27 protein-coding genes are annotated in these 25,236 nt (G+C 66.4%); 16 read left to right on the forward strand and 11 right to left on the reverse strand.

Annotated features, from left to right (window positions below; translation table 11 throughout):
• Positions 1-59 precede the first annotated feature (59 nt).
• Genes ftsH through ACYU98_RS13240 form a run of 5 tightly spaced genes read left to right on the forward strand, consistent with a single transcriptional unit; the run spans position 60 to position 4,869 of the window.
• Entirely contained in the window at positions 60-2,087 is a 2,028-nt protein-coding gene (gene ftsH / locus ACYU98_RS13220) for an ATP-dependent zinc metalloprotease FtsH (protein WP_460468681.1), read from the forward strand.
• A complete protein-coding gene (gene folE / locus ACYU98_RS13225; RefSeq protein ID WP_460468682.1) occupies positions 2,065-2,652 on the forward strand; it encodes a GTP cyclohydrolase I FolE in 588 nt (195 codons plus the stop codon). Before ftsH ends, folE begins: the two co-directional genes overlap by 23 nt.
• Positions 2,649-3,503 (forward strand): dihydropteroate synthase, encoded by an 855-nt coding sequence (folP, locus tag ACYU98_RS13230; RefSeq protein WP_460468683.1) that lies wholly within the window; start codon positions 2,649-2,651, stop codon positions 3,501-3,503. Before folE ends, folP begins: the two co-directional genes overlap by 4 nt.
• A complete protein-coding gene (gene folK / locus ACYU98_RS13235) occupies positions 3,500-4,381 on the forward strand; it encodes a 2-amino-4-hydroxy-6-hydroxymethyldihydropteridine diphosphokinase (RefSeq protein ID WP_460468684.1) in 882 nt (293 codons plus the stop codon). Before folP ends, folK begins: the two co-directional genes overlap by 4 nt.
• Positions 4,381-4,869: a DUF3180 domain-containing protein gene (locus tag ACYU98_RS13240; protein WP_460468893.1), complete on the forward strand. Its 489-nt coding sequence runs from the start codon at positions 4,381-4,383 to the stop codon at positions 4,867-4,869. The genes folK and ACYU98_RS13240 overlap by 1 nt, the downstream gene beginning before the upstream one ends.
• Positions 4,870-4,939: 70 nt before the next feature.
• On the opposite strand, the gene ACYU98_RS13245 is transcribed toward ACYU98_RS13240, so the two are convergent.
• The 3 genes from ACYU98_RS13245 to ACYU98_RS13255 all read right to left on the reverse strand — a co-directional run bounded on the left by ACYU98_RS13245 (position 4,940) and on the right by ACYU98_RS13255 (position 7,997).
• Positions 4,940-5,734, reverse strand: a complete 795-nt coding sequence (locus tag ACYU98_RS13245; RefSeq protein ID WP_460468685.1) for a class F sortase — start codon at positions 5,732-5,734, stop codon at positions 4,940-4,942.
• A gap of 8 nt (positions 5,735-5,742) precedes the next feature.
• Positions 5,743-6,738 (reverse strand): DUF6801 domain-containing protein, encoded by a 996-nt coding sequence (locus ACYU98_RS13250; protein WP_460468686.1) that lies wholly within the window; start codon positions 6,736-6,738, stop codon positions 5,743-5,745.
• Between the two features lie 98 nt (positions 6,739-6,836).
• Positions 6,837-7,997, reverse strand: coding sequence for an NADH-quinone oxidoreductase subunit D (locus tag ACYU98_RS13255; RefSeq protein WP_460468687.1), 1,161 nt, complete (start codon positions 7,995-7,997; stop codon positions 6,837-6,839).
• 178 nt (positions 7,998-8,175) lie between these two features.
• Here ACYU98_RS13255 and ACYU98_RS13260 point away from each other — a divergent pair, with 178 nt between their 5' ends.
• Both ACYU98_RS13260 and ACYU98_RS13265 read left to right on the forward strand, forming a co-directional pair.
• Complete coding sequence (locus tag ACYU98_RS13260) at positions 8,176-8,610, forward strand: hypothetical protein (protein WP_460468688.1); 435 nt, start codon at positions 8,176-8,178, stop codon at positions 8,608-8,610.
• Positions 8,603-9,535: a hypothetical protein gene (locus ACYU98_RS13265; RefSeq protein WP_460468689.1), complete on the forward strand. Its 933-nt coding sequence runs from the start codon at positions 8,603-8,605 to the stop codon at positions 9,533-9,535. The genes ACYU98_RS13260 and ACYU98_RS13265 overlap by 8 nt, the downstream gene beginning before the upstream one ends.
• Here ACYU98_RS13265 and ACYU98_RS13270 read toward each other — a convergent pair.
• Positions 9,501-10,463, reverse strand: a complete 963-nt coding sequence (locus tag ACYU98_RS13270) for an SAM-dependent methyltransferase (protein WP_460468690.1) — start codon at positions 10,461-10,463, stop codon at positions 9,501-9,503. The genes ACYU98_RS13265 and ACYU98_RS13270 overlap by 35 nt on opposite strands.
• Positions 10,464-10,506: 43 nt before the next feature.
• Here ACYU98_RS13270 and ACYU98_RS13275 point away from each other — a divergent pair, with 43 nt between their 5' ends.
• From ACYU98_RS13275 to ACYU98_RS13290, 4 genes are all read left to right on the forward strand, one after another.
• Positions 10,507-11,385 carry a Rossmann-like and DUF2520 domain-containing protein gene (locus tag ACYU98_RS13275; protein WP_460468894.1) on the forward strand — a complete coding sequence of 293 codons (879 nt, stop codon included), beginning with the start codon at positions 10,507-10,509 and terminating at the stop codon, positions 11,383-11,385.
• Entirely contained in the window at positions 11,382-12,275 is an 894-nt protein-coding gene (panC, locus tag ACYU98_RS13280; protein WP_460468691.1) for a pantoate--beta-alanine ligase, read from the forward strand. The genes ACYU98_RS13275 and panC overlap by 4 nt, the downstream gene beginning before the upstream one ends.
• 35 nt (positions 12,276-12,310) lie before the next feature.
• Positions 12,311-12,487 (forward strand): hypothetical protein, encoded by a 177-nt coding sequence (locus tag ACYU98_RS13285; RefSeq protein WP_460468692.1) that lies wholly within the window; start codon positions 12,311-12,313, stop codon positions 12,485-12,487.
• A 108-nt stretch (positions 12,488-12,595) separates the two neighbouring features.
• On the forward strand, positions 12,596-12,928 hold the full coding sequence (locus tag ACYU98_RS13290; protein ID WP_460468693.1) for a histone-like nucleoid-structuring protein Lsr2: 333 nt from the start codon (positions 12,596-12,598) through the stop codon (positions 12,926-12,928).
• 24 nt (positions 12,929-12,952) lie between these two features.
• Here the strand turns inward: ACYU98_RS13290 and ligD are convergent, their stop codons facing one another.
• A complete protein-coding gene (gene ligD / locus ACYU98_RS13295) occupies positions 12,953-13,867 on the reverse strand; it encodes a non-homologous end-joining DNA ligase (RefSeq protein ID WP_460468694.1) in 915 nt (304 codons plus the stop codon).
• Positions 13,860-14,804 carry an ATP-dependent DNA ligase gene (locus ACYU98_RS13300; RefSeq protein ID WP_460468695.1) on the reverse strand — a complete coding sequence of 315 codons (945 nt, stop codon included), beginning with the start codon at positions 14,802-14,804 and terminating at the stop codon, positions 13,860-13,862. Before ACYU98_RS13300 ends, ligD begins: the two co-directional genes overlap by 8 nt.
• Before the next feature lie 16 nt (positions 14,805-14,820).
• On the opposite strand from ACYU98_RS13300, the gene ku reads away from it, so the two are divergent.
• Positions 14,821-15,612, forward strand: a complete 792-nt coding sequence (gene ku, locus ACYU98_RS13305) for a non-homologous end joining protein Ku (protein WP_460468696.1) — start codon at positions 14,821-14,823, stop codon at positions 15,610-15,612.
• Here the strand turns inward: ku and ACYU98_RS13310 are convergent, their stop codons facing one another.
• Positions 15,613-16,707, reverse strand: coding sequence for a hypothetical protein (locus ACYU98_RS13310; protein WP_460468697.1), 1,095 nt, complete (start codon positions 16,705-16,707; stop codon positions 15,613-15,615).
• Between the two features lie 195 nt (positions 16,708-16,902).
• On the opposite strand from ACYU98_RS13310, the gene ACYU98_RS13315 reads away from it, so the two are divergent.
• The 4 genes from ACYU98_RS13315 (at position 16,903) to ACYU98_RS13330 (ending at position 22,099) form a co-directional block, all read left to right on the forward strand.
• Positions 16,903-19,449, forward strand: coding sequence for an ATP-dependent Clp protease ATP-binding subunit (locus tag ACYU98_RS13315; RefSeq protein WP_460468698.1), 2,547 nt, complete (start codon positions 16,903-16,905; stop codon positions 19,447-19,449).
• Between the two features lie 113 nt (positions 19,450-19,562).
• A complete protein-coding gene (locus ACYU98_RS13320; protein ID WP_460468699.1) occupies positions 19,563-20,069 on the forward strand; it encodes an amino-acid N-acetyltransferase in 507 nt (168 codons plus the stop codon).
• Positions 20,070-20,156: 87 nt separating this feature from the next.
• A complete protein-coding gene (locus tag ACYU98_RS13325) occupies positions 20,157-20,669 on the forward strand; it encodes a gluconokinase (protein WP_460468895.1) in 513 nt (170 codons plus the stop codon).
• The gene (locus tag ACYU98_RS13330; RefSeq protein WP_460468700.1) at positions 20,669-22,099 is read left to right on the forward strand and encodes a GntP family permease; all 1,431 of its coding nucleotides are present in this window, start codon (positions 20,669-20,671) and stop codon (positions 22,097-22,099) included. Before ACYU98_RS13325 ends, ACYU98_RS13330 begins: the two co-directional genes overlap by 1 nt.
• Positions 22,100-22,117: 18 nt before the next feature.
• On the opposite strand, the gene ACYU98_RS13335 is transcribed toward ACYU98_RS13330, so the two are convergent.
• Genes ACYU98_RS13335 through ACYU98_RS13350 form a run of 4 tightly spaced genes read right to left on the reverse strand, consistent with a single transcriptional unit; the run spans position 22,118 to position 25,029 of the window.
• Positions 22,118-22,477: an MGMT family protein gene (locus tag ACYU98_RS13335; protein WP_460468701.1), complete on the reverse strand. Its 360-nt coding sequence runs from the start codon at positions 22,475-22,477 to the stop codon at positions 22,118-22,120.
• Complete coding sequence (locus tag ACYU98_RS13340; RefSeq protein WP_460468702.1) at positions 22,477-23,424, reverse strand: ABC transporter ATP-binding protein; 948 nt, start codon at positions 23,422-23,424, stop codon at positions 22,477-22,479. The genes ACYU98_RS13335 and ACYU98_RS13340 overlap by 1 nt, the downstream gene beginning before the upstream one ends.
• Complete coding sequence (locus ACYU98_RS13345; RefSeq protein ID WP_460468703.1) at positions 23,421-24,227, reverse strand: ABC transporter permease; 807 nt, start codon at positions 24,225-24,227, stop codon at positions 23,421-23,423. Before ACYU98_RS13345 ends, ACYU98_RS13340 begins: the two co-directional genes overlap by 4 nt.
• Entirely contained in the window at positions 24,220-25,029 is an 810-nt protein-coding gene (locus tag ACYU98_RS13350; protein WP_460468704.1) for an ABC transporter permease, read from the reverse strand. Before ACYU98_RS13350 ends, ACYU98_RS13345 begins: the two co-directional genes overlap by 8 nt.
• Positions 25,030-25,236 lie beyond the last annotated feature (207 nt).

The following is a 25,236-nucleotide window of genomic DNA, read 5'->3' on the forward strand; positions in this document are numbered from 1 at the left end:
GCGTCGAACGCGTCGAACGCCCACCCGAGCAGGAGGAACGGGGCTCGCCCCGCACGTACATGAAAGCCAAGCGTCTCGTCCGCAGCCCCGGCCTGTGGATCCTCATCGTTGTTGCCATCGGTTTCCTCTGGTTCACCCTTGGCAATGTCGGTGGGTATCAAAAGGTCGACACCTCCGTTGCCCAGACCCAGATCAGCCAGAACAATGTCGAGTCGGTGAAGCTCACCCCCGACACGATCAACCTGACGCTGAAGAAGGCCTACACGGGTGAAGGCGTCAAGGACGCCACCAAGATTCAGGCGAACTACGTCGACGCGCGTGGCAGTCAGATCGTGCAGTCGCTCCAGGCGAACCCGCCGAGCAAGGGCTACACCGACGACCCGGCCAAGCAGAACGTCCTGGTGTCGTTGCTGTTCACCCTCCTGCCGCTGCTGCTGGTTCTCGGTGTCTTCTGGTTCATCCTCAGCCAGAGTCAGGGTGGCGGCTCGCGAGTGATGCAGTTCGGCAAGTCCCGCGCCAAGCTGGCCACCAAGGACATGCCGAAGGTCACCTTCGCCGATGTCGCTGGAGCCGACGAAGCGGTCGAAGAACTCGAAGAAATCAAGGACTTCCTGCAGGCGCCGAAGAAGTTCCTCGACGTCGGCGCCAAGATCCCCAAGGGCGTTCTGCTCTATGGCCCGCCCGGAACCGGAAAGACGCTGCTGGCCCGCGCGGTTGCCGGTGAGGCCGGAGTGCCGTTCTACTCGATCTCGGGTTCGGACTTCGTCGAAATGTTCGTCGGCGTGGGCGCCTCCCGAGTGCGCGACCTGTTTGAGCAGGCCAAGACCAACGCACCGGCGATCATTTTCGTCGACGAGATCGACGCCGTCGGCCGCCACCGCGGCGCCGGTCTGGGCGGCGGTCACGACGAACGCGAACAGACCCTGAACCAGTTGCTGGTCGAGATGGACGGGTTCGACGTCAAGACCAACGTCATCCTGATCGCGGCCACCAACCGCCCCGACATCCTTGACCCGGCGCTGCTGCGCCCGGGCCGGTTCGACCGTCAGATCTCGGTCGAAGCCCCCGACATGGCCGGTCGCCACCACATCCTGCAGGTCCACGCCAAGGGCAAGCCGATGGCGACGGACGTCGACCTGTTGACGGTCGCCCGTCGCACCCCCGGATTCTCTGGTGCCGACTTGGCTAACGTGCTCAACGAGGCTGCGCTGCTCACCGCGCGCAGCAACGCACAGATCATCGACAACCGCGCGCTCGATGAAGCGATCGACCGCGTGATTGCGGGTCCGCAGAAGAAGACGCGGGCGATGAGCGCCAAGGAACGCAAGATCACCGCCTATCACGAGGGTGGTCACGCCCTGGTGGCCGCGGCGATGAACCACACGGCGCCGGTCAGCAAGATCACGATCCTGCCGCGCGGTCGCGCGCTGGGCTACACGATGGTGTTGCCGATCGACGACAAGTACTCGACCACCCGTAACGAGCTGCTCGACCAGTTGTCCTACGCCCTCGGTGGCCGCGTGGCGGAAGAGATCATCTTCCACGACCCCAGCACCGGCGCGTCGAACGACATCGAGAAGGCCACCGGGATGGCCCGTCAGATGGTGACCCAGTTCGGGATGAGCGAGCGCATCGGCGCCGTAAAGCTCGGATCGGGCAACTCCGAGGTCTTCCTCGGGCGCGACATGGGCCACGAGCGTGACTACTCCGAACAGCTCGCCGGCATTGTCGACGAAGAGGTGCGCAAGCTGATCGAGGCCGCCCACGACGAGGCCTGGTTGGCGCTGAACGAGAACCGCGACCTGCTCGACAAGTTGGTGTTGCAGCTCCTGGAGAAGGAGACCCTGAACGCCGACGAGCTCGCCGTGCTCTTCCAGGACATCCGTCGTCGCCCGCGCCGCGAGGTCTGGCTGTCCGGCCAACACCGCGGGGTCAGCGATCGCGGCCCGGTGTTGACCGACGCCGAGAAGCGCGCTCTCGCCCAGGGCGTCGACCTGGAGAAGCAGGAGGAGTTCGCCAACGTCCACCCGCCGCAGGCGATCGTGGAAATCCCCGACGGTGGCTATGTCGACCCCCAGGGGAGTTGACCAAGAGCGGGCGGCCGCGGCCGTCCGTGAGTTGCTGATCGCGGTCGGAGAAGATCCTGACCGCGAGGGGCTGCGTGAGACTCCCGAACGGGTCGCCCGCGCCTACGCGGAGACCTTCGCCGGTCTGTTTCAGGATCCTGCGGAAGTTCTCTCGAAGACGTTCTCGATTGACCACGACGAGCTGATCATCGTGCGGGACATCGAGATCTACAGCACCTGCGAACACCACCTCGTCCCGTTCCACGGTGTCGCCCATGTCGGCTACATCCCCGCCAAGGACGGCAAGGTCACTGGCCTGTCGAAGATCGCCCGGCTGGTGGACCTCTACTCCCGTCGCCCGCAGGTGCAGGAGCGGTTGACCACCCAGATCGCCGACGCCCTGGTGACCCACCTCGACGCGCAGGGCGTGCTGGTGGTCGTTGAGTGCGAACACCTCTGCATGTCGATGCGCGGAGTCCGCAAGCCGGGCGCCTCCACCGTGACTTCCGCCGTACGAGGGCAGTTGCGCGATCCCGCGACCCGCGCCGAGGCCATGAGCCTGATGACGGTCGAACGCCGGCGATGACCACTGTGCCGGTGCGCCTGCCGGCGCGTCCCGCTGATCGCCCGCTGATCATGGGCGTGGTGAACGTGACGCCCGATTCGTTCTCCGACGGCGGACGCTGGTCCGACGCCGAACAGGCGATCGCCCACGGTCGCGAGTTGATCGCGCAGGGTGCCGATCTGCTCGACATCGGTGGCGAGTCGACCCGTCCTGGAGCCGTGCGCCCCTCCGCGCAGGAAGAACTCGATCGAGTGCTGCCGGTAGTCCGCGGTTTGGTCGACGTTGCGCCGATCTCGGTCGACACGATGCGCGCATCAGTCGCGGCCGCGTGCGTGGAAGCCGGCGCCACGATCGTCAATGACGTCTCGGGCGGCCTGGCCGACCCCGCAATGGTCGTCACCGTTGCCCAGGCGCAGGTGCCCTACGTCGCCATGCACTGGCGCGGCCACAGCCACGACATGCAGAGCCGAACCCGCTACGACGACGTCGTGCAGGACGTACGCAATGAGCTCGCCGCGCGTCGTGACGCGCTGCTGGAGGCTGGCCTTCGACCCGAACTGCTGGCGCTCGACCCGGGGCTCGGATTCGCCAAGACGGCCGCGCAGAACTGGACTGTGCTGAGCGAGGTAGCGCAGTTCAAGACCCTGGGTCATCCGCTACTGGTGGGTGCCTCGCGCAAGTCATTCCTGGCCACCCCCGGGTCGTTGGACAACAAGCCGATCCCGGCCGGCGATCGCGACGCGGCCACCGCGGCCGTCAGCGTGATCCTTGCGCAGGCCGGAGTGTGGGCGATCCGGGTCCACGAACCAAGGTCAACGTTGGCGGCTTGTGACGTCGTCAGTGCGTTGGCGCGGGCGGGATCGCCGGGATGAGCGACTACATCGCGATCACCGGGCTCGAAGTGACCACCTGCCACGGTGTGCTCGCCGCCGAGAAAGTCCAACCGCAGCGGTTCATCGCCGACATCGGTTTCGACATCGATCTGCGCCGAGCGGGGGAGACCGACGATCTGACCGCCTCGATCAGCTACGCCGACATCGCCCAGGCGGCTCATCGCATCCTCCTCGACGGGCCGGTCAACCTGATCGAAACACTCGCCGAGCGGATCGCTGCGGAGGTGTTGCGTCGGCCGGAGGCCGAGCGCGTCACCGTCACCATCCACAAGCCGCAGGCGCCGGCCGGGGTGCCGTTCCACGACGCCGCCCTCGGCGGTCCGGCGGTGACCGTACGCCGCGAGCAGGATCGCCAGGTCGTCATCGCGATCGGCGCGAACCTCGGCGACCGAGAAGCCACGATCAGCTCCGCGATCGCCTCCTTGGACCGCACCGACGGCATCGAGGTCATCGCCGTCGCGCCCCGGGTCGAGACCGATCCGGTCGGTGGCCCGGAGCAACCGGACTACCTCAATACCGTCGTCATCGCCCGTTCACGGCTCGCCCCGCTGCACCTGCTGGATCACCTGCACCGGATCGAGTCGTGGCATCGCCGGACACGCGAAATCCGTTGGGGCGCCCGCACTCTCGACCTCGATCTGATTCAGGTCGGCGAGCCGGCCGACGACAGCGACCTGCGCAGCGATACCGCCGAACTCACCCTGCCCCACCCGCGCGCTCACGAACGAGGGTTCGTGCTGGTGCCGTGGTCGAGTGTCGACCCCGGCGCGCAGGTCCGCACGCCCTCCGGGATTACCGCGATCGTTGACCTGCTTGACCGGGTCGACACTGACGGCGTACGCCCGGTCGGATCGTGATGCCCAGCAAGGGGATTGCGCTCAAACACGTGCTGCCGACGGCGGGCGTGGCGTTCGTTCTTGCCTATGGGCTGCTGCGGTGGTGGACCGGCCAGGGCAACATCCTGCCGACCGTCAACTGGTTCACCGTGGCGGTCGAGGTGTTGATCGGCGCGCTGGTGCTGGTCGGGGGCTGGCAAATCCGGCAATACCGCCGTCACGAAAGCAACCGGATGCCGCAGCCACAGCAGGCCCGGCGGATCGTTATCTCGGCCCAAGCCAGCGCCCTCGTCGGCGCGGCCTTGGGCGGCTTCTACGCGGCCCACGTCCTGATCGCGCTGGGCAACCTGGACTCGGACCGTCTGCGCGCAATCGCGGTTGCGGCCACCGCCGCAGTGGTGGCCTCCGCAGCGATGACCGCGGTTGGTTTGGTGGTCCAGGGGTGGTGCCGGATCGACCCCGACGACGATAACGACGACGACCGGCGCGGCGGAGCGAGCGCGCTCTAGCCGTCGCCGACCTCGAGGGAAGGTCAGTGGGATGGCCGAAGCCAACTCTTGGACGAACGCCTCGAGGAGTTCAGGCCGGGTTGGCCCAGACGACCCAGTTGCCTTCGAAGTGGCCACCCTTGATGGGGGTATTCGGGTCGCAGGTGATCAGGCGTAGGACCGGGGTCTTCGACGAGGCGGCCCAGATCGTGCCGTCCTTGGGAACCTGCGCCTTCGATACGGCGCGCGAGGCGGTGGCGGTGAACTCAACCTGCTGGCCTGAGTTGTACGCGACGATGATCTTGTTGCCTGACGTGACCTGGAGCAGGTTGTAGAACGTGTCAGGCCGGTTGTTGTACGTGACGTGGCCGACCAGGATCGCCGCACCCGTCTTGCCGGGCAGCGCCCAGCCCTGTTCGGCGTACCAGCCGGCGGTTCCGCTCGGCGGTGCCAGAACGCCCTTGGAGTCGAGATAGGTCGGTTGCAACGAGGCGTTGACAATCGTCTTGCCCGCGCTGTTGAAGACGTAGACCCGGGTCGGGGAGCCTTGCGGGTTGACGACGCTCTTGCCGCCAGACCTGGTGGAGCTGGACGAACTGCTGCTCGACCCAGCCGAGGAACTACCCGAGGGGCCGGTGGCTGCGGATGAGATCCCGTTGGTCGCTCCACCGGACGAACCGCTGGCGGAGCCGGCGCTTGCGGGCGATGTCGCGCTGCCCGTGGACGTGGTCGGCAGCGACCCCGGGTAGGGCGCGACGGCGTAGCTGGAGGACGACGAACCGGTCGCCGAGCCAGCAAACCCGTCACCGCACCCGGCGGCCACGGACACAAAGCCCGCGGACGCCAGGGCGGCAACCAGGAATGAAGCTCGACGACCGGTTCGCACGGCGTGGATCAGTCCTCGCGGCGGTTCGACACGGCCGCTCCGGCGAGCGCAACCAGACCTGCAGCAGCAGCGCCGACGCCACCGACGGTCCACAGGTTGATGCCGTCACCGGAGGTGCCGCCATCGGTCTGGACCGTGCTCGGCGTCGACGGACCGGTGGTCGGGCCGCCGGTGGTGGTCGGGGCGGTGGTGGTGGGCTCCGTCGTGGTGGACGGGGCGGTGGTGGTGGGCTCCGTTGTGGTGGACGGGGCGGTGGTGGTGGGCTCCGTCGTGGTGGACGGGGCGGTGGTGGTGGGCTCCGTCGTGGTGGGCGCCGTGGTGGTCGGAGCAGCGTCCGAAACGATGATCGTGTCGACGACCTTGTTGCCGCTCTTGTAGGTGCACGGGGTGGGCAGCTCGGTCGGAGTGCCGTCAGCCTTGTAGCCGGTGATGGCGGAGGTGAAGGTGTCCGGCGCCGAAACGGTGTAGGTGCCAGCAGCGCTAGCGGTGACCGTCTGGTCGATCGAGGCTGTCAGCGGCAGGACGAGAGTTCCACCGTTGGTGCTGAAGCCACCGTACGTTCCGTCGTTCGTCCATCCGCCCGGACCGTAGATCGTGGTCTTGGCGGTGATGAGGTTCACCGGGTAGACGGTGGTGCCGCCGGGGCCGGCAAGGACGGTGTCATTCGGGGTCGACCCGGACACTGCGACCCAGCCGAGGAATCCAGCCATCGCGTTGGCAAGGCCCGATCCCATCGTGATCTTGCCGGAAATCTTGCTGATGGTGACCGAGTCGCCCACGGTCGCAGTCGCCGGGGCATCGGTGCCGATGTTGACGGTGATGTCCTGCGGACCGACCGCGGTCTGGCAGGTGTAGACGAGCTCAGTGTCAGCCTTGGCCGAGCTGGTCAGCGCGCCGAGGCCGACCATGACGGAGCCACCCAGGAGGCCGAGTGCGCCGACTCCGGCGAGGGTTCGACGGCCGGCGGTGCGGGCAGAGTGACGGGGGTTGCTGGAGGTGCTCATGGAATCTCCTCTGGCCGCAAAGGGGCCAACTGAACAGTAATTTGGGTGTGGCCACACTAACCGGAGTGTTCTCGTTTGCACCCGCGAACAGAGGGAATCTATTTGTCGATGTCACCCACGACGAAGAACATTGATCCCAGAATCGCGACCATGTCGGCGACCAAGGTGCCTTCCAGGACCGAGCCGAGCACCGCGACGTTGTTGAACGATGCCGAGCGCAACTTCAATCGCCACGGCGTCTTGTCACCGCGGGATACGAGGTAATAGCCGTTGAACCCCAATGGATTCTCGGTCGCCACATAGTCGCTGCCTTCGGGCACTTTGAGCACCTTCGGCAGCTTCACGTTCACCGGTCCGGCAGGCAGCGACCGCAACCGATCGACGCAGGCATCGGCGAGGTCGAGGCTGACGTGGAGCTGTTCGAGCAAGACCTGCAGTCGGGCTTCACAGTCGCCGGCGCTGCGGGTCACTACCCGTCCAGGGCCGCCGGGAGCGAACAACTCCTCGTACGCGAGGTAGGGCTGGTCGCGTCGCAGGTCGATGTCGAGCCCGCTGGCGCGGGCGATCGGCCCACTGACGCCGTAGTCCTTGATTGTCGGGATATCGAGGGTTCCGACCCCGCGGGTGCGGGCGGCCAAAATCTCGTTGCCCACCAGCAGCGCCTCCAGGTCCGGCAACCGGCGGCGTACGCCCGCAACCGCCTCGGTGACGCGGCCGAGCCAACCGGCCGGGATGTCGTCGCGCAGGCCGCCGACCCGGTTGAACATGTAGTGCATCCGCCCGCCGGAGATCTCCTCCATGACGGCCTGCAGCTCTTCGCGCTCGCGGAAGCTGTAGAAGATGGGGGTGATGGCGCCCAGCTCCAGGGGGTAGGAGCCCAGGAACATCAGGTGATTGAGCGCGCGATTCAGTTCGGCCAACAGGGTGCGGGTCCAGGTGGCGCGCACCGGAACGTCCATGCCGAGCATCCGCTCGACGGTCAGGGCCACGCCGATCTCGTTGCTGAACGCCGAGAGCCAGTCGTGGCGGTTGGCCAACACCATGATCTGGCGGTAGTCGCGAACCTCGAACAGCTTCTCGGCGCCGCGGTGCATATAGCCGATGATCGGTTCCGCCGACTTGATCAACTCGTTGTCGAGGGTCAGTCGCAGCCGCAGGACACCATGGGTCGCCGGGTGTTGCGGGCCGACGTTGAGCACCATGTCGGTGCTGGTGAAGCCGCTGGCTCCGACGGTCGCGGTGGTCCGGGTGTACGCCATGGGGCCAGTCTGCCAGTCGTCCGTAGTCATCACCGGGGGCGACGCGATCGGTAGCGTGCAGGGGTGAGCGAGCAGCAAGGGGACAGGTCGCGGTCGCCGTAGGACAAGTATTACGACCGCTATCTCCCTGCGCCGACCCCTGAACCACCCGCTGGCCGGAACTGCAGGCTGGCCCAGCGTGACGATGGCCCGCGACTACGGCGCGCCCACCCAGCCGGGGTGGCGCACCGTCGCCGGCAAGACTACGGCGATGGCGGCCTACGATCTGCCGCCAACAACGCCGTACAAATTCCTGGGGGTGAACACGGACGTCGGCTACGACTCGCCCGAGGGAGTCGACCGCCCGAGCATCATCGCAACAGCCCCGAGCACGTACGGCGCCCGATTCTGCGCGACCGAGAAGGCCGCGGATAAGGCGTTCTTCGGGTTCGTCAACATCGGCACCCGCGAGCCGGCCGAGGCAGCGCCCTCGGTGGCCGATGCTCTGGATCGTCCGCGCACTGGGCGTCCCCGGCGGCCCGATGCCGGAAGCCGACACGACGAAGATCATTGCCTCGTTGCGGCCGAAGGTGAGCTGATCAGCAGAGTCTGGGTAACGTGGAGAGGTGACTGAGCAGCAGGGGAGCGGTTCGCCGCAAGACCGTTATTACGAGCGCTATCTTGCCGATACCGGGCCGAATGGGTCTGGCGACGGCGGGGGTGGCGGTAACAAGCGGTGGGCCATCGGGGCTGGCATCGCGGCCGTCGTGGTTGCTGCAACTGCGGTTGCCGCATACGCCGTGACCCACAACAGCCAAGAGGTTGTCGGCTCATCTTCCTCGACGCCCGCCTCCAGCACCTCGAGCACCTCGAGTACGACCTCCGGTTCGTCCGGTTCGTCCGAGTCGACGACGTCCAGCCCGACGACAACACCGAGCAGTGTGGTCAACGCCCAGCGCTACGGCGCGGTCACCCAGCCCGGGTGGGTCACCGTTGTCGGTTCGACGAAGGCGCGGGCCGCCTACGACGTTCCCAAGTCCGCGAAATACAAGACCGCGAGCGTCGACACGCTGATCGGCTATGAAGCACCCGCGGGAGTGGACCGACCCACCGTCGTGGCGAGCTCTCCCAGCACTTTCGACAAGGGGTTCTGCTCGACCTACAAGTTCGCCCAGAAGGCGTTTCTCGGCTTCGTCAACATCGGAACCCGGGAACCGGCCGAAGCCGCCCCGTCGGTGGCGAGCGACACGGCTGATTTGCTGGCGCTGAAGAAGGACAAGAAGACGATGGCCTCGCGTACGCCGACGAAGACCACCACCGTGAAGGTGGGTGGCGGGAAGATCACCGCGGTGCAGTCCGTTTTGACCGTCGACACCGGCAACGGTGACCCGAAGCAATGCGACCCGCCGAAGTCGGAGATTCGAACGATCGCCTTCAGCAATGGGGCGAACGGCGTGTCCACCCTGTTGCTGATCGAGCGTGACGTCGTCGCCGGTCAGATGCCCGACGACGACGTCAATAAGATCATCGCTTCGCTGCGCCCGAAGATCGCGAGCTGACGCGCTCCAGCGACCACCAGAACCCGCCGAGGCCGGCCGGATCGGTGAACGCTGACCAGGCCCCACGGCGGCGGAGCGAGGCGATATACGCCAGCGGATCTCGTTGTGCCAGAGAGTGATCGGGTCGTTCGGGTCGGAGGATCAACGTATTGGCCAGGTCTGCCTGACGGATCAGCTCGTCCGCCCCGAGGGAGTCCATGGCCACATGAGCGGTGATGTCGGTGCTTCCGTCGAACCGCGGCTCGCATTCACGCCCGTCCCGGAACCCGGTCAGGGTCGAAACCGGTGGGCGCTCGCCGGCAAGGTGGCCATAGTCCACGCAGACGAACAGCCCCGACGACAACCGTCCGCGTAGGGCGGCGTACGCAGCGTCGCGGGTGTCGCCGAGCTCGACCACCTCAGCCGGGTCGGCCGTGGGCCAGTGTTCTGTCGCCCAATTTCGTTGTGTGGATGACGGTTTCGTCCCCAGGGACCCGTCGGCCGTCATCAGGTGATCGTCGACCAAGAGGTCGCACGGCACCACGTCAAGCCATTCGTGGGCGAGCAGCAGGGTGTCCGTCAGGTTGTCGAGCTCAGTCGGCAACTGCCCGCCGCCGGGCGACCGAACCCAACCGATCGACTCCACCAGGCCCGTCGGGCGTTCGACGATATCGACGCCGGTGAGGTCAAGAGTGGGATCGACCAGACGCAATTGGTGTAGGAGTTCTCCTCTGCCACAGGCAAAGTCGACAATTCGTCCGATGTTTTCGCGGCGCGCGAGGGCGATGACCAACTCAGCCAGGAGCTCGACGACGCCGGGGATCCCCTGGGTCGACGTGGCGAAGTGAGCGGCCGGCCCCTGCGCGTTCTGATAGAAGCCGTCGGGGCCGTACAACGCGTCCTGCCAGGCCGCAGCCACGGTTCGTCCCGCTGTCTCGGAGTGCACCACGGCGCCACCGTAGACGGCCCTGCGACTAACGTCGTCGTTCGTGATGGACGGACCCCCGAAGCTACGAATCGGTGTTGTCGGTGTCGGCAGAGTCGGCGCCGTTCTCGGCGCGGCCTTCGCCGCGGCCGGCCACTCGGTCGTCGCCTGCAGCGCAGTCAGTGATGCCTCCCTCGAACGGGCGGCCCTGCTACTGCCGCAGACGCCCGTACGCAGCGTCCCCGAAGTCGTTGCTGCGGCCGAGGTGGTGTTGATGACCGTTCCCGACGACACGTTGGTGCCACTGGTCGACGGACTGGCGTCCGAAAAAGCCTGGGGGCCAGGCAAACTCGTTGTCCACACCAGCGGCTTCCACGGTGTCGAGGCGCTGCACAGCGTGCTCGATGTTGGGGGCGACGTGATCGCGATGCATCCGGCGATGACCTTCACCGGCGGCCCGAAGGACCTAGAGCGGTTGCAGGGCACCCCGTTCGCCGTCACCGGCTCGTCCGGTCTGCAACTGGTCGGTGAAGCGATGGTGCTCGACATCGGCGGGGACCCGTTTCCGCTCACCGAACACGAGCGACCGCTCTACCATGCCGCTCTGGCCCATGCCTCGAACCATTTGGTGACCCTGGTCGCGCAGTCCCAGCAGTTGTTGCGCGATGTTGGCGTTGAGGAGCCTTCCCGGCTGCTGCGCCCCTTGCTCGAAGCGACCCTGAACAACGCGCTGGAGCGTGGCGACAAAGCGCTGACCGGCCCGGTCTCGCGCGGAGACGTCGGCACCGTACGCGCGCACCTGCGGGTGCTGGAGGGAAGCGACGACGTCGCGATGGCCTATCGTGCGATGGCTCGCGCCACTGTGGAGCGGGCAGCCCGGCGCCGTGCGATACCGGCAGAGAGCGTCGGCCCGATGCGCGAGTTGCTCGATGAGGAGAACCGATGACGCAGCCGAAGATTACGGTCGCCCAGACCCGCGACGCGCTCAGGGAGGCTCGAGCGGGCCTGAGTGGCACCGTCGGCGCAGTGATGACCATGGGCGCCCTGCACAGCGGCCACGCCCAGCTCATCGAGCAGGCGAAGCAGCAGGTCGACCATGTGATCGTGACGGTCTTCCTGAACCCGTTGCAGTTTGCTCAGGGCGAGGATCTTTCGCGCTATCCGCGCACCTTCGACTCCGATGTCGAGATCTGCGAGCGCGAGGGTGCGTCGCTGGTCTTCGCGCCGACTCCGGATGTGGTCTATCCCGACGGTGAGCCCGGAGTGCGGGTGTCCGCCGGGCCGCTGGGGAACGTGCTGGAGGGTGCGTCGCGCCCCGGCCACTTCGACGGGGTGCTCACCGTCGTTGCCAAGCTGCTTCACCTGACCCGGGCCGACAAGGCGTTCTTCGGGCAGAAAGACGCACAGCAACTGCTGCTCATCCGGCGGATGGTGCGCGACCTGGACTTCGGGATCGACATCGTCGCTGTCCCCACCGTGCGTGAGGACGACGGCCTGGCGCTCAGTAGCCGCAACACCTACTTGTCCGCCTCTGACCGCGAGGTCGCGCTGAGCCTGTCGGCGGCCCTGCGGGCCGGCGCCGGGATGGCACCCGCGGGTCCGGCCGCCGTACGCCGGGCTTCCCGAGACGTGCTCGTTCGCGAACCGCTCGCGGCCGTTGACTACCTGGTGCTGGTGCATCCGACCACGCTGGAGGAGGTGCCCGAGTGGTACAACGGCCCGGCCCTTCTGGCGGTTGCCGCGCGCGTCGGCACCACCCGATTGATCGACAACATGCCGATGCAGGTGGGCCCCGGCGGGGGAGCGCTGCCGGTGGTTCCGCAGACCGGCCGTTGAGGTAGTTCTCGGGCTCGCGGCTTACTCTGGTTCTCGTGTGGCCCTACATCGCAACCCTGCTCCCCTCGATCGGGGTGCTCTATCTCTTCTACGTGATCATGAAGCACATTCTCGAGGGTGACCGGCGCGAACGCATTGCGCAGGCGCAATGGGAGAACGCGCATGACCTCAGCGAAAAGACGTCCGCGGAATCTCCTGCTGATCCGCAGTGAGTTGAGCCGGCGCGCATGAATTAGCCAACGCGCAATGCTAGATTTGCTCCCAGTTATCGAGGATTGCGCCGCAATTCTCATTCGCATACGTGGTGATCAGGAGAATTCATGGCCCAGCGAGTGCAGATCAAGCTCATCGACGACATCGATGGCAGCGACGCCGTAGAGACCGTGGGATTCGGTCTCGACGGTGTTTTTTACGAGATCGACCTTTCCGCAGCTCACGCCGCTCGGTTGCGTGAAGACTTGGCGCAATGGGTCGGCGCGGGCCGCAAGGTCAAGGGCGGCCGCAGTGGCGTTCGCGCCGCGTCGCGTCCGACCGGCGGCGACAAGGACGAACTGAACCGGATGCGTGTCTGGGGTCGCGACAACGGCTACAAGGTCAGCGACCGTGGCCGCGTTTCGCGCGAGGTGCAAGAGGCCTACGCCGCCGCACACTGACGCTTCAGTCCGACGGCAGCCTGGTTAAGCCTTCAGCAAGTCAGCCATCAGGTCGCCGTCGGACTCCAGCCGATCGAGAACGTCTTCGGCATCGAGTTGGCGCAGCCTCCCGGGCTGCGCCGATTCGCGTTCCAGCTCCTCCCAATGCCGCGGCGCCGCCACGGTAGGTCGCGTCTTTCCGCGCAGGGAGTAGGGACAGATGGTGGTCTTTGCCGCCGTGTTCTGCGACCAGTCGAGCAGGATCTTCCCCTTGCGCAGGCTGGTGGTCATCTTCCAGACGACCAGATCAGGCAGGTCGCGAGTGAGGGCTTGAGCCAACTCGCGCATCTCGTCGCGCACCTGCTCGCTGCTGCGCGATCCGTCCAACGGGGCGTAGAGCTGAAGGCCTTTGCTGCCCGAGGTGACCGGGACCGTACGCGGGTGGCCGAGCGCCGCGAGGCGCTCTCGGCAAGCGAGCGCGAGGGTCGCGCACTCCGACAAACCAGCCGGTGCCCCCGGGTCAAGGTCGATGACGAGGCGGTCGGGGGGTTGTGGTTCGTCGTCTTGAACTCGCCATTGCGGAACGTGTAGTTCCAATGAGGCGAGGTTCACGATGTAAGTGAGCGCCGCCAATGAATCGATGATCGGATAGGTCACCGAATCGGCGCCCGTTCGTGATCCGCGCGCCGAATGCGATCCGATCGTCACCGAACGCAGCCAGGTTGGTGCGCCCGGTGGGAGGTTTTTCTCAAAGAAGTTGTTTCCGTCGACGCCGTGTGGATAACGGATCCGGGTGGCCGGTCGGTCGGCCAGTTGTGGCAGAAGCGCCGGCGCCACGGTGGCGTAATAGTGCAACACCTCACCCTTGGTGGTCTCGGTCGCGGGGTAAAGGATCTTGTCGAGATTCGAGACGGCCAGTCGCCGGCCCTCGACCTCAACGGTGAGCGCTTCTTCAGCCATTGCCATGCTCCTGCAACGCATCGACATCGAGATCGGCCCGCACCCCTCGCCAGGCTGGTTGCCGCAATCGACCGGCCTCGGAGATCCCGTGAAAGTCGACGTCGGCGATCACGACGGGCTCGACCCAGATGCACCCCTGAGCGTCCTCGGCCGGCACCGCGTCAACCAACGGTGGATCCTCCCGGCGCAACGGGAGGAGCTGCTGCATCAGCAGGACGCCACGGCGCCCACCCAGACCCGAGCCGACCCGTCCGCGATAGACCAGACCGCCGGCGGTCGGTTCGGCGAGCAGCACCGCGCCCAGCGCGGATCCGCCGCGCTCGCGTCGCCAGCCCACCACGACGTACGACGCGGTTCGGCGGTGGACCGTCTTCAGCCAGTCGGCGCTGCGCACGCCCGGGCGATAAGGCGAGTCGACGCGTTTGGAGACGATGCCCTCCATGCCGTGATCAGCCGTCGCATCCAGTAGCGCCGAACCATCGTGGAAGAACGGCGGAACAGACAGCCACTTCGAACCGAGCCCGATGCCGTCGAGCAGGTCGCGGCGGGCGCGCCAGCTGCGGGAGGTCACCGGGCTGCCCATCACCCGCAGCACGTCGAAGACCATCGCGGTGACGGGTGCGGTCGCGGCCAGGTTCGCTGCAGTCGCGGCGTCGACGACGTTGAAACGTTCGGCCAACGCGGCGAACGAGGGCACTCCGTCACGCATCACGACGATCTCTGCATCGAGCAGGACGTCCTCGAAATCGGTCAGTCCGCCGCCCGGCGCCACCAGTTCGGGAAAGGCAACGCTGACGTCGCGTTCGGTGCGGGTCGACACCCGTACGTGGTGGTCGCGGACGTCGAGCAGGGCGCGCATGCCGTCCCATTTCACCTCGTGGCACCACTGCGCTCCGGTCGGTAGCGACTCGGCGGTGGTGGCGAGCATCGGGCGCATGAGGCAATCTTGCACAATGCGAGCGATTTGGAAGGGCGCAGTCTCCTTTGGACTGGTCAACGTGCCGGTGCGGCTCTACTCCGCCACCGAGAACCACGACGTGCAGTTCCGTCAGGTGCACCGCGAGGATGGCGGCCGCATCAAATACCAGCGGGTGTGCGCGATTGATGGCGCGAAGGTCTCCTATGACGACATCGCCAAGGGCTACGAGACCGAGGGAGGTGAGATGGTCGTCCTCACCGATGAGGATCTCGCCGAACTGCCGATCAGCACCACCAAAGAGATCGCGGTCGACCGGTTCGTGCCGGCCGAACAGATCGACCCGCTCTATCTCGACAAGTCCTACTACCTCGAACCAGACAAATCCGCGGTGAAGCCCTACACGCTGTTGCGCGAGGCTCTGCAACAGACCGACCGGATGGCGTTGGTGACCGTGTCGCTGCGCACCCGGATGACGGTGGCCTGCTTGCGAGTGCGCGGCGATGTCATCGTGTTGCAGACGCTGCTGTGGCCCGACGAGGTGCGCGCTGCCGAGTTCGGAGTGCTGGAGGAAGAGCAGCCGATCAAGAAGGCCGAGTCGGAGATGGCTCACATGCTGGTTGAATCGCTCGCCGGCGATTACGAACCCGAGGCCTACACCGACGACTACGAGGAAGCGGTCAAGTCGGTGGTGAAGGCGAAACTCGAAGGCGGCGAGGTCAAGACCCCGGAGCAGCCTGCTGAGACCGAGGGTGAGGTCGTTGACCTGCTCGCGGCGCTGCAACAGAGCGTCGACCGGGCGAAGAAGGCCCGCGGCGAAGCGGTCTGATCAGCGAGCGATCAGGGTTCCGTTTCGGAAGAGCTCCAGCGCAGCTGCGCCGACAAGACGATCCGCGTCGGGGTGGTCGCCAGCCTCGGCGACACACAAATCGCGCAGGTGGGACAGCGAGGTGAACCGCTCGCTGGCGAGCCAGAGGATGGTGCCGATGCCGCCCAGCAGCGACACTCGCGGACCGTGCAGGGTGAGCACTCGGCCGTCCCGCATGACCGCGTCGGTATAAACCGCGCGGCGCAGCTCCACCCCGGGCAACAGGGCGTCCTCGCCGGGCAGCGGTGCGGGCTCGCCACTCAGTCGCAGCTTCGGCGATGGCGGCAAGTGTTCGACGTCCGAGGCGATTTCGCTGCTCTGGGCGAGCAGATCGCGGATCAGTTCGGTGCACTGGCTGAACTCCGCATAATCCAGCGCGAAGGCTCCGCCGCCGGCGGCAAGCACCCCCGCCAGCGTGGCGAGCGGGGTTGCCATCGAGGGCAACGCCGAGGTTTGCGGAATGATGTCGAGCATTCCGTCGATCAAGTCGATCGGCGCCAGCGTGGGCCCGGCGGTGCGCAGCGGGTCGCGGCGCAAGAGCACGAACGGCCCGGGAACCAGGCGGCCGGATGGCGGGGCTGCGAGGCCGAGCTCGTCGGGGGAAAGTTGCTCCTTGCGATAAGGCTGCTGCGGATCCACTACGCGTGACAGCGGCTTCGGGTAGGGCCGAACCGTTCCCTCCGCGTCGATCGCCACGGTCTCATCGCTGACGTAGCCGAGGCCGGCAGTGGCCAAGGTTCGCGCCGCGGTGGTCTTCCCGGTGCCGGAGGCTGCCACCAGGGTTGCCACGCGGCCACTGGTGGGATCGGCGACGCCGCAGGCGTGGACCATCAGGGTGCGGCCAGCTTGCGCGGTGATCGCAGCCAGTGTGACCGCCGTCGAGAGCGGGTAGTCGCGCTCGAGAGCCGATCCCGGCTCATGTCGTACGGTCGCGTCGTGCAGGCGTGTGTCGTCGACCAAGCAGCGTGACCACTGCTCGCGCAGCCGCTCACTCGCCCCCTGCGCGACGTCTACCCGAATCGTTGATCCGAAGGCGTCGACGACCATCCACCCCATGGCCGCATCCTAGGTACGGACAGATTCCGCTCTGCGCGTAATCGCGAAATGGAACATGTGGCGCACACCTGGCGTTGTCCCCGGCAGAGATCGTGGAGCCAGCAGTGGAGCCAGGAAACGGTCGCGGTGGCAACACCGTCCCGGGGCCAGGCGCTGCGACTAGCATCGACGAGTAGTCAGCCGAGGGAGACAACAATGTTTGAACGGTTCACCGACCGTGCTCGCCGTGTGGTGGTGCTCGCGCAGGAGGAAGCCCGCCTGCTCAATCACAACTACATCGGCACCGAGCACATCCTGCTCGGACTGATCCACGAGGGCGAAGGTGTGGCCGCCAAGGCCCTGGAGCAGCTCGGGATCTCGCTGGAGGCCGTCCGCGAGCAGGTGCAGGAAATCATCGGCCCCTCCAATCAGCCGCAGTCCGGCCACATTCCCTTCACGCCGCGGGCCAAGAAGGTGCTGGAGTTGTCGCTGCGCGAAGGTCTGCAGCTCAACCACTCCTACATCGGCACCGAGCACATCCTGCTCGGCCTCATCCGCGAGGGCGAGGGAGTCGCGGCCCAGGTGCTGGTGAAGATGGGTGCCGACCTGCCGCGCGTGCGCCAGCAGGTCATCCAGCTCGTCTCCGGCTTCCAATCGGGCGAGAAGGGTGCCGAGAAGGCCGGCGCTGGCGTTGGCCAGGGCGGCCCGGAGGCCGGCCAGCCGGCTGGCTCGCTCGTCCTTGACCAGTTCGGCCGCAACCTGACGCAGGCCGCTCACGAGGGCAAGCTCGACCCGGTGATCGGGCGCGAGAAGGAAATCGAGCGGGTCATGCAGGTGCTGTCTCGACGCACCAAGAACAACCCGGTGCTGATCGGGGAGCCCGGCGTCGGCAAGACCGCCGTCGTCGAGGGCCTTGCTGCCGACATCGTTCGTGGCGATGTTCCGGAGACGTTGAAGGACAAGCAGCTCTACACCCTCGACCTGGGGTCGTTGGTTGCTGGTTCGCGCTACCGCGGTGACTTCGAGGAGCGCCTGAAGAAGGTGCTCAAGGAGATCCGCACCCGTGGCGACATCATCCTGTTCATCGACGAGATCCACACCCTGGTGGGTGCTGGAGCCGCCGAAGGTGCGATCGACGCTGCGTCGATCCTGAAGCCGATGCTCGCCCGCGGGGAACTGCAGACGATCGGTGCGACGACTCTGGATGAATACCGCAAGCACATCGAGAAGGATGCGGCGCTTGAGCGTCGTTTCCAGCCCATCCAGGTGATGGAGCCCTCGATCCCGCACGCGATCGAGATCCTGAAGGGTCTGCGTGACCGTTACGAGGCCCACCACCGCGTCACGATCACCGACGGTGCCCTGGTGTCCGCGGTCAATCTCGCAGATCGCTATGTGAACGACCGCCATCTGCCGGACAAGGCGATCGACCTCATCGATGAGGCTGGCGCTCGCCTGCGCATCCGCCGGATGACGGCCCCCGCCGACCTGCGCGAGTTCGACGAGAAGATCGCTCATGTTCGTCGGGAGAAGGAATCGGCGATCGATGGTCAGGACTTCGAGAAGGCAGCCTCGCTGCGCGACGACGAGAAGAAGCTGATCGACGCCAAGGCTGCCCGCGAGAAGGCGTGGAAGTCGGGTGACCAGGACATCGTGGCCGAGGTCGACGAGGAACTGATCGCCGAAGTGCTTGCTGCGTCCACCGGTATCCCGGTGTTCCAGCTGACCGAGGAAGAGTCCGCTCGCCTGCTGCGTATGGAAGACGAACTGCACAAGCGGATCGTCGGCAACGACGAGGCGATCAAGGCCCTTTCGCAGGCGATTCGCCGCACCCGCGCTGGTCTGAAGGACCCGCGTCGCCCCGGTGGTTCGTTTATCTTCGCCGGTCCGACCGGTGTCGGTAAGACCGAGCTCGCCCGCGCCTTGGCGGAGTTCCTCTTCGGCGACGACGACGCGCTGATCACCCTCGACATGTCCGAGTTCGGTGAGAAGCACACCGTGTCGCGGCTGTTCGGTTCCCCTCCGGGCTACGTCGGCTACGAAGAGGGCGGTCAGCTCACCGAAAAGGTGCGCCGCAAGCCGTTCTCGGTGGTGCTGTTCGACGAGGTCGAGAAGGCCCACCCGGACATCTTCAACAGCCTGTTGCAGATCCTGGAAGACGGCCGTTTGACCGACTCTCAGGGCCGGGTCGTGGACTTCAAGAACACGATCATCATCATGACGACGAACCTGGGAACGCGCGATATCGCCAAGGGCGTCTCGCTGGGCTTCGCGTCCGGCAACGACGCTGCGACCGGCTACGACAAGATGCGCTCGAAGGTCAACGAGGAGCTGAAGCAGCACTTCCGCCCCGAGTTCTTGAACCGTGTCGATGACACGATCGTGTTCCCGCAGCTCAGCCAGGACGAGATCGTCGAGATCGTCGATCTGATGATCGCCAACCTCGACGAGCGCCTGAAGGACAAGGACATGGCGATCGAGTTGACGCCCGCGGCCAAGCAGTTGTTGGCCAAGCGTGGCTACGACCCCGCGCTCGGTGCTCGGCCGCTGCGCCGCGCCATCCAGCGCGAGATCGAGGACCAGCTGTCCGAGAAGCTGCTCTACGGCGAACTCGGAGCCGGCGAGATCGTGCTGGTCGATGCGACCGGTGATGGCAAGACCGATACCTTCACCTTCAAGGGATCGCCGCGGGCCAAGGCCCCCGACACCCTCGAGGCGGAGACCGCAGCAATCGGTGGCGTCGAGCTCGGCAAGGACAGCTGAGCCGACCGGTTCCAAACGCTGCATCTAGGCAAACCCTGCAGGTTCACCTGCAGGGTTTGCGCGTACCTGCAGGGTCTGTGTGCGCCGAGGGGCCGGTCCATTAGCGTGTCCCGGTGAGCATTTCGTCCGTACGCATTCGGTCCGCGCGCGCCGCGGACGTACGCCGCATTCGCCAGGTCACGGCGCCGTACGTGGATTCGCGCGCGATCGTGCCCAAACCCGCGGTGTCGTATTATGAATCGCTGCAGGAGTTTGTGGTGGCACAGGTCGACGATCAGGTGGTCGGCTGCGGCGCGTTGCACGTGATGTGGGACGACGTGGCCGAGATCCGTACGCTCGCGGTGGACCCGGAGGCGAAGGGACATGGCGTCGGGTCGTCGCTGGTCAGGGCGCTGCTGGATCGGGCTCGGGACCTTGGCGTCGAGCGGGTTTTCTGCCTCACCTTCGAGACCGAGTTCTTCGCGCGCCACGGATTCGAGGTGATCGAAGGTGCCCCGGTCGACCCGGCCGTCTACGCCGAACTGCTCCAGTCCTATGACGAGGGCGTCGCCGAGTTCCTCGACCTGGATCGGGTGAAGCCGAACACGCTTGGCAACACTCGGATGCTGCTGACCTTCTGAGCTGCGAGTGTTTGCGGCCGGGGCGTCCCCCCCAGGAGAGCCGTGCACTCCTAGGCTGTCCGGGTGAGCGCTGACATCGTGGTCGTCATGGGTGTGTCCGGTTCGGGAAAGTCGACCGTTGCCAAGGGCATCTCGACTCTGACCGGGCGTGAATTCGCCGAGGGCGACGCCTTCCATCCGCAGGCCAACATCGACAAGATGCATGCCGGCATTCCGCTGACCGACGCAGACCGATGGCCCTGGTTACGGCTGTTGCGGGACTGGATGACCGGCAAGATCGAGGCCGGCGAGGACGCCGTGGTGACCTGTTCCGCTTTGAAGGTGGCCTATCGCGACGTGCTGCGGGAGGCGGGCGACACCGTACGCTTCCTGCACCTTGACGCCGAGGAGTCATTGATCCACGACCGGCTCGATTCCCGTAAGGGTCACTTCATGCCGGAGTCGCTGTTGCACAGCCAGTACGAAACGCTCGAACCGCTGACCGCCGCCGAGATCGCGGCCGGCAGCGTCGTGGTGCCGGTCGACGGACCGGCGCCGGAGGTGCTGGCCAACAGCCTCACCGCACTCGCTATCCAGCCGCTTGAACACGGAGGCAACTGATGACACTCGCCGCTGCGATGGGTCCGCTGCTGAGCGCAGACCCAGCGCCGAAAATCACCGATGCCGGTGACACCCAACTGCTGATCGCTGCGCTCCTGGGCATCGGAACCGTGGTCCTGCTGATCACCTGGGCTCATTTCCATCCGTTCCTCGCCCTGATCCTCGGAGCCGCGGTCATGGGTGCGGCCGCGTCGGTGGCGCCGGCTGACATCGTTGCCAGTTTCACGACCGGGTTCGGCAACACCACCGGATCGGTCGGCTTGTTGGTCGCCCTCGGGGCGATGATCGGCAATCTGCTGCAGGAGTCGGGCGGCTCGGAAAGCATCGTGCAACGCCTGATCGGTGGAGTCAGCGACCACAAGCTTCCCTGGATGATGGCGCTGATCGCCTTCATCCTCGGCATCCCACTGTTCTTCGAGGTCGGGGTTGTGCTGCTGGTGCCCGTCGTGGTCCTGGTGGCCCGCAAGACCGGCACTTCGCTGATGAAGGTCGGCATCCCGGCGCTCGCCGGCCTGTCGATCCTGCACGGTTTCGTTCCGCCCCACCCGGGCCCGTTGGCCGCGATCGACGCGCTCAAGGCCGACACCGGTGACACCCTGCTGCTGGGTCTGCTCGTCGCGGTCCCGACCTTGGTGATCAGCGGTCCGCTGCTGTCGAAGCTGATTGACCGGTGGGTACCGAAGTACGCTCCGGCGCTCGAGGGAGCCGACGGCGCGCCCGTCGATGAAGCCGTCGAAACCACTCCGGACACGAAAAAGCGTCGGCCGGCCTTTGGTATCGCGCTGTTGTCGATCACCCTTCCGGTGCTGCTGATGCTGATTCGCGCGATCGTCGAGATCATCGTCGATGACAAGAAAAACGGGTTGCAGAAGGTCACCGACCTGCTCGGCACCCCGGTCGTCGCCCTGCTGATCGCCACGATCGTGGCGATGGTGCTGCTCGGCTATGGCACCGGCATGGACCGCCGACGCGTCGAGAAGACCGTCGGCAGCGCGCTCCCGGCGATCGCCGGAATCCTGCTGATTGTTGCCGCCGGTGGCGGTTTCAAGCAGACCCTGGTCGACGCGGGCGTCGGGAACGTCATCGGCGACATGGCCAAGGGCTCGGGCCTGTCGCCGTTGCTGCTCGGCTGGCTGGTGGCAGTCGGTATCCGCCTGGCCACCGGCTCGGCGACCGTCGCGACCATCACCGCGGCCGGTATCGTCTCGCCGCTGGCGGCTGACCTCAGCCAGACCCACCTCGCCTTGCTGGTGCTCGCGATCGGCGCGGGGTCGGTCTTCTTCAGCCACGTCAACGACGCCGGATTCTGGCTGGTCAAGGAGTACTTCGGCCTGACCGTCAAGGAGACGATCTTGTCGTGGTCGGTCATGGAAACGGTCATCTCGGTGACCGGCATCATCGTGGTGATGCTGCTCAGCCTGGTCCTCTGACCGCGCCGAAACCGCCTGCTACATCGGCCCGCTGACTCCGGTCAGCGGGCCGAGTGCTGCCTCGGCGGCGTTAGCCAGAGCGGCCAGGTCGGCCCGGTGCCGCCGGATCGACAAACCCTTCCCATTCGGCTTTGGCAGCAGGCCCTCGATCGCCCAGCGCGCCCTCGCCTCGTCGAGCAGATGCACCGGCAGGTCCCCGGCCGCGTTGGTGATCCGCCACCACGGCAGGTCCAGTTCGTCGTGTTCGGAGTGCGTGGCCAGCAGTCGGCCGACCTGGCGCGGATTGATACCGAACATCCCGGCGATGTCGCCGTACGCGACGATCCGGCCGGGCGGCACGAGCCGTACGACGGTGTAGACCTGCTGCGCGAGATCCATCAGCGGGAGAGGTAGATCCGGCGTACGACGTCTTCGACGTCCGGCTCCTCGATGGTGATGTCGCGGACCTCGGCGCGCTCGCCGATCTGGCCGAGCAACGTGGCCACCGAGGTGTGGTCGGGGTCGAAGGTGAAGTGCTGGCGCATGCCATCAGCCTCGCTGCGTACGTGGGTGGCGTGGGGAAGGTCGGTCAGCGCGGGTCCCGCGTCGGCCAAGTCGACGACCAGAACGCGCTGCGCGCCCACCTGATCGGAGAGCCCGTCGACGGTTCCGTCGTAGGCGAGCTTTCCGTGGTCGACCACAAGGACCCGCTCGCAGAGGCGCTCGATATCGCCCATGTCGTGAGTGGTCAGCAGCAGTGTGGTGCCGTGGGCGGCGCGCTCGGCGATCAGGAAGTCGCGTAGCCGCTGCTTGGACAACACGTCCAGACCGATGGTCGGCTCGTCGAGGATGACCAGTTCGGGGGAGTGCAGCAGAGCCGCGGCGACCTCCCCGCGCATCCGCTGACCGAGCGAGAGTTGGCGCACCGGGGTGCTGAGAAAGTCACCCATGTCGAGGTGCTCGATCAGGTCGTCTCGGCGCCGGCGAGCAGCGTCGGCGGGCAGCCGGTGGATCGCGGCGAGGATGTCGAACGACTCGCGTACGGGCAGGTCCCACCACAGCTGTGACCGCTGGCCGAACACGACTCCGACCCGGCGGGCCAGGTCGCGACGTTGCGCCAACGGGTCGAGGCCGCAGGTCCGTACGGTCCCGGCGGTCGGCACCAAGATGCCGACCAGCATTTTGATCGTCGTTGACTTCCCGGCGCCGTTCGCGCCGATGTAGCCCACCGACTCACCAGCCTCGATCCGCAGGTCGAGGTGATCGACCGCGGTCAATTCGACTTTGCGCAGCTTCTCCCGCCGGGTGAAGACACGGGTCAGCCCCTGGGTCTCGATGATGGTCATCCGCCGCCTCCTTGGTAGTGCCGTAGTCCGGTGCGCCAGCTCAGCGCGGCGAGGCCGGCGCTCCAGGCGACGGCCAGCGGCAGGCACCAGGCGAGCCAGGCCGGCAGCCACTGCGGACCCTGCTTGCCCAGGATCCACAGGGCCGGGATGAAAGCGGTGAACGCCATCGGGAAGAAGAAGCCGAACAGGGCCTTCAACGGCGTGTTCCAGACCGAGGCGACCTGGGTCGAGGCGTAGCGGCCGCCGTAGACGAACGAGTTCGTCGCCTCGGCGCCATTGACCAGGAAGAACTGCAGACCGGCCGCGATGATGAATTGCGCCATGAAGATCGCCGTGCCGCAGACGAGCGCCAACGCGAGCATCGCGACGTGGCCGAAGGTCCAGTGAATGTCGTTGAGCCACAACGCACTCACGATGCAAATGAGCGCGACGGCGCCACGCGAGATGCGCTTGAGCGCGAGGTCGCTAGTGACAAGTTGCAGCAGGACCGGTTGCGGGCGCAGGTAGAACACGTCGAGCGTCCCTGCGCGGATGTAGGTCGGCAGGTTGTCACAGTGGCCGACGAGCATGTCGGCGACGCTGAAGCAGAAGTCGGCCAGGCCGTAGACCAGCAGGATCTGCTTGAAGTCGAAACCGCCGAGGACCCCCACGGCGTGAAAGAGCACCCACACCTCGGCCAGTTCGATGACTCCGATCAGCGCCGAGGAGGCGACGTCGAGGCCGAAGTTGAGACGGTAGCTGCGTTGGCTGCGAACGCGAGAGGCGAGGATGGCGCGGTAGGGCGTGAAGGCAGTTTCAGCCACCTTGCACCTCCAGTCGGGCCCGGCCCAGGCGGGTGAGCCACCAGCCGGCGAGCCAGGTCACTACCAGCCAAAACAGTTGCACGAGAAGGATTCCCGGGCCGGTGCGGCCGACGTAGAGGTCGATCGGATACATCATCATCGATGGGAATGGGGTGCACTCGGCGACCACCCGCAGCCAGTCCGGAAACAGCGAGATCGGAACGAAGAGACCGGCCAGGAAGCCCGACAGCATCATGTACATCGTCTGCAGCCCGCGCAGTTCCACCAACCAGAACCCGGCCGTCGTCAGCAGATAAACGGTCGACTGCGAGATGACCATCCCGAGCACCAAGCTGAGCACCGCCAGCGGCCAGGTGGTCCAGTGTTCCGGGGTCGCGAGACCGACCGCCAATGCGCCGATCGCCAGCGAGGGCAGACCCCGCGGGAGCAGGGCGTACGCCGCCTTGCCGACCTCGGTGGCGATCGTCGCCGATTGCACGTCCAACGGCCGCAGGAAGTCGGTGGTGATGTCGCCTTTCTTGATTCGGTCCGCCAGGTCGAGGCGGCCGTTCAGGTTCAGCGATCCGAGCAGCCCCTGCCCGACCCAGACGTAGGTCGCCATCGCGGCCGCGTTGTAGCCGCCGACCATTCCGCCGCCGGCGGTCACGGTGGCGCCGAGGATGACGGTCTTCAGCAGGCCGAAGGTGGCGTTGGCGAGCAGCCCGCCGAACATGGCGAGGCGATAAGTGGCCTGCTGTCGGATGCCGGCGCGGAAGAGCTTCCAGTAGGGCCGCACGCTGGGGGTCAGGGCGGTGGAAGACACAAACGCAAGAGCCTACGTCGGCGAGCCGGTGGGGGCAATAGCGCCTATCAACTCTGGGACGTCGACGCCGTACGCGCCCTGGGCCTCGATGGTCCCGCTGGTTCCGGTCGCCGACGAGATCCGGGGTTACCTCTGACTCACTTGTCCGCCACATCGGCGGTGTGTCGCCGGCGAGTTGGCGGACAAGTGGGCGGGGCCGGTAGCGCG

The organism is Calidifontibacter terrae, from assembly GCF_054778835.1.

Excerpts from the sequence above, each read along its gene's own strand:
- folP (WP_460468683.1), top strand. The coding sequence starts at position 2,649 with ATGACCACTGTGCCGGTGCGCCTGCCGGCGCGTCCCGCTGATCGCCCG.
- ACYU98_RS13325 (WP_460468895.1), top strand. The coding sequence starts at position 20,157 with ATGGGTGTGTCCGGTTCGGGAAAGTCGACCGTTGCCAAGGGCATCTCG.
- ACYU98_RS13335 (WP_460468701.1), bottom strand. The coding sequence starts at position 22,477 with ATGGATCTCGCGCAGCAGGTCTACACCGTCGTACGGCTCGTGCCGCCC.
- ACYU98_RS13240 (WP_460468893.1), top strand. The coding sequence starts at position 4,381 with ATGCCCAGCAAGGGGATTGCGCTCAAACACGTGCTGCCGACGGCGGGC.
- ACYU98_RS13330 (WP_460468700.1), top strand. The coding sequence starts at position 20,669 with ATGACACTCGCCGCTGCGATGGGTCCGCTGCTGAGCGCAGACCCAGCG.
- ku (WP_460468696.1), top strand. The coding sequence starts at position 14,821 with ATGCGAGCGATTTGGAAGGGCGCAGTCTCCTTTGGACTGGTCAACGTG.
- ACYU98_RS13340 (WP_460468702.1), bottom strand. The coding sequence starts at position 23,424 with ATGACCATCATCGAGACCCAGGGGCTGACCCGTGTCTTCACCCGGCGG.
- panC (WP_460468691.1), top strand. The coding sequence starts at position 11,382 with ATGACGCAGCCGAAGATTACGGTCGCCCAGACCCGCGACGCGCTCAGG.
- ACYU98_RS13275 (WP_460468894.1), top strand. The coding sequence starts at position 10,507 with ATGGACGGACCCCCGAAGCTACGAATCGGTGTTGTCGGTGTCGGCAGA.
- ACYU98_RS13300 (WP_460468695.1), bottom strand. The coding sequence starts at position 14,804 with ATGCGCCCGATGCTCGCCACCACCGCCGAGTCGCTACCGACCGGAGCG.
- ACYU98_RS13310 (WP_460468697.1), bottom strand. The coding sequence starts at position 16,707 with ATGGGGTGGATGGTCGTCGACGCCTTCGGATCAACGATTCGGGTAGAC.
- ligD (WP_460468694.1), bottom strand. The coding sequence starts at position 13,867 with ATGGCTGAAGAAGCGCTCACCGTTGAGGTCGAGGGCCGGCGACTGGCC.
- ACYU98_RS13315 (WP_460468698.1), top strand. The coding sequence starts at position 16,903 with ATGTTTGAACGGTTCACCGACCGTGCTCGCCGTGTGGTGGTGCTCGCG.
- ACYU98_RS13290 (WP_460468693.1), top strand. The coding sequence starts at position 12,596 with ATGGCCCAGCGAGTGCAGATCAAGCTCATCGACGACATCGATGGCAGC.
- ACYU98_RS13255 (WP_460468687.1), bottom strand. The coding sequence starts at position 7,997 with ATGGCGTACACCCGGACCACCGCGACCGTCGGAGCCAGCGGCTTCACC.
- ACYU98_RS13250 (WP_460468686.1), bottom strand. The coding sequence starts at position 6,738 with ATGAGCACCTCCAGCAACCCCCGTCACTCTGCCCGCACCGCCGGCCGT.
- folK (WP_460468684.1), top strand. The coding sequence starts at position 3,500 with ATGAGCGACTACATCGCGATCACCGGGCTCGAAGTGACCACCTGCCAC.
- folE (WP_460468682.1), top strand. The coding sequence starts at position 2,065 with ATGTCGACCCCCAGGGGAGTTGACCAAGAGCGGGCGGCCGCGGCCGTC.
- ftsH (WP_460468681.1), top strand. The coding sequence starts at position 60 with ATGAAAGCCAAGCGTCTCGTCCGCAGCCCCGGCCTGTGGATCCTCATC.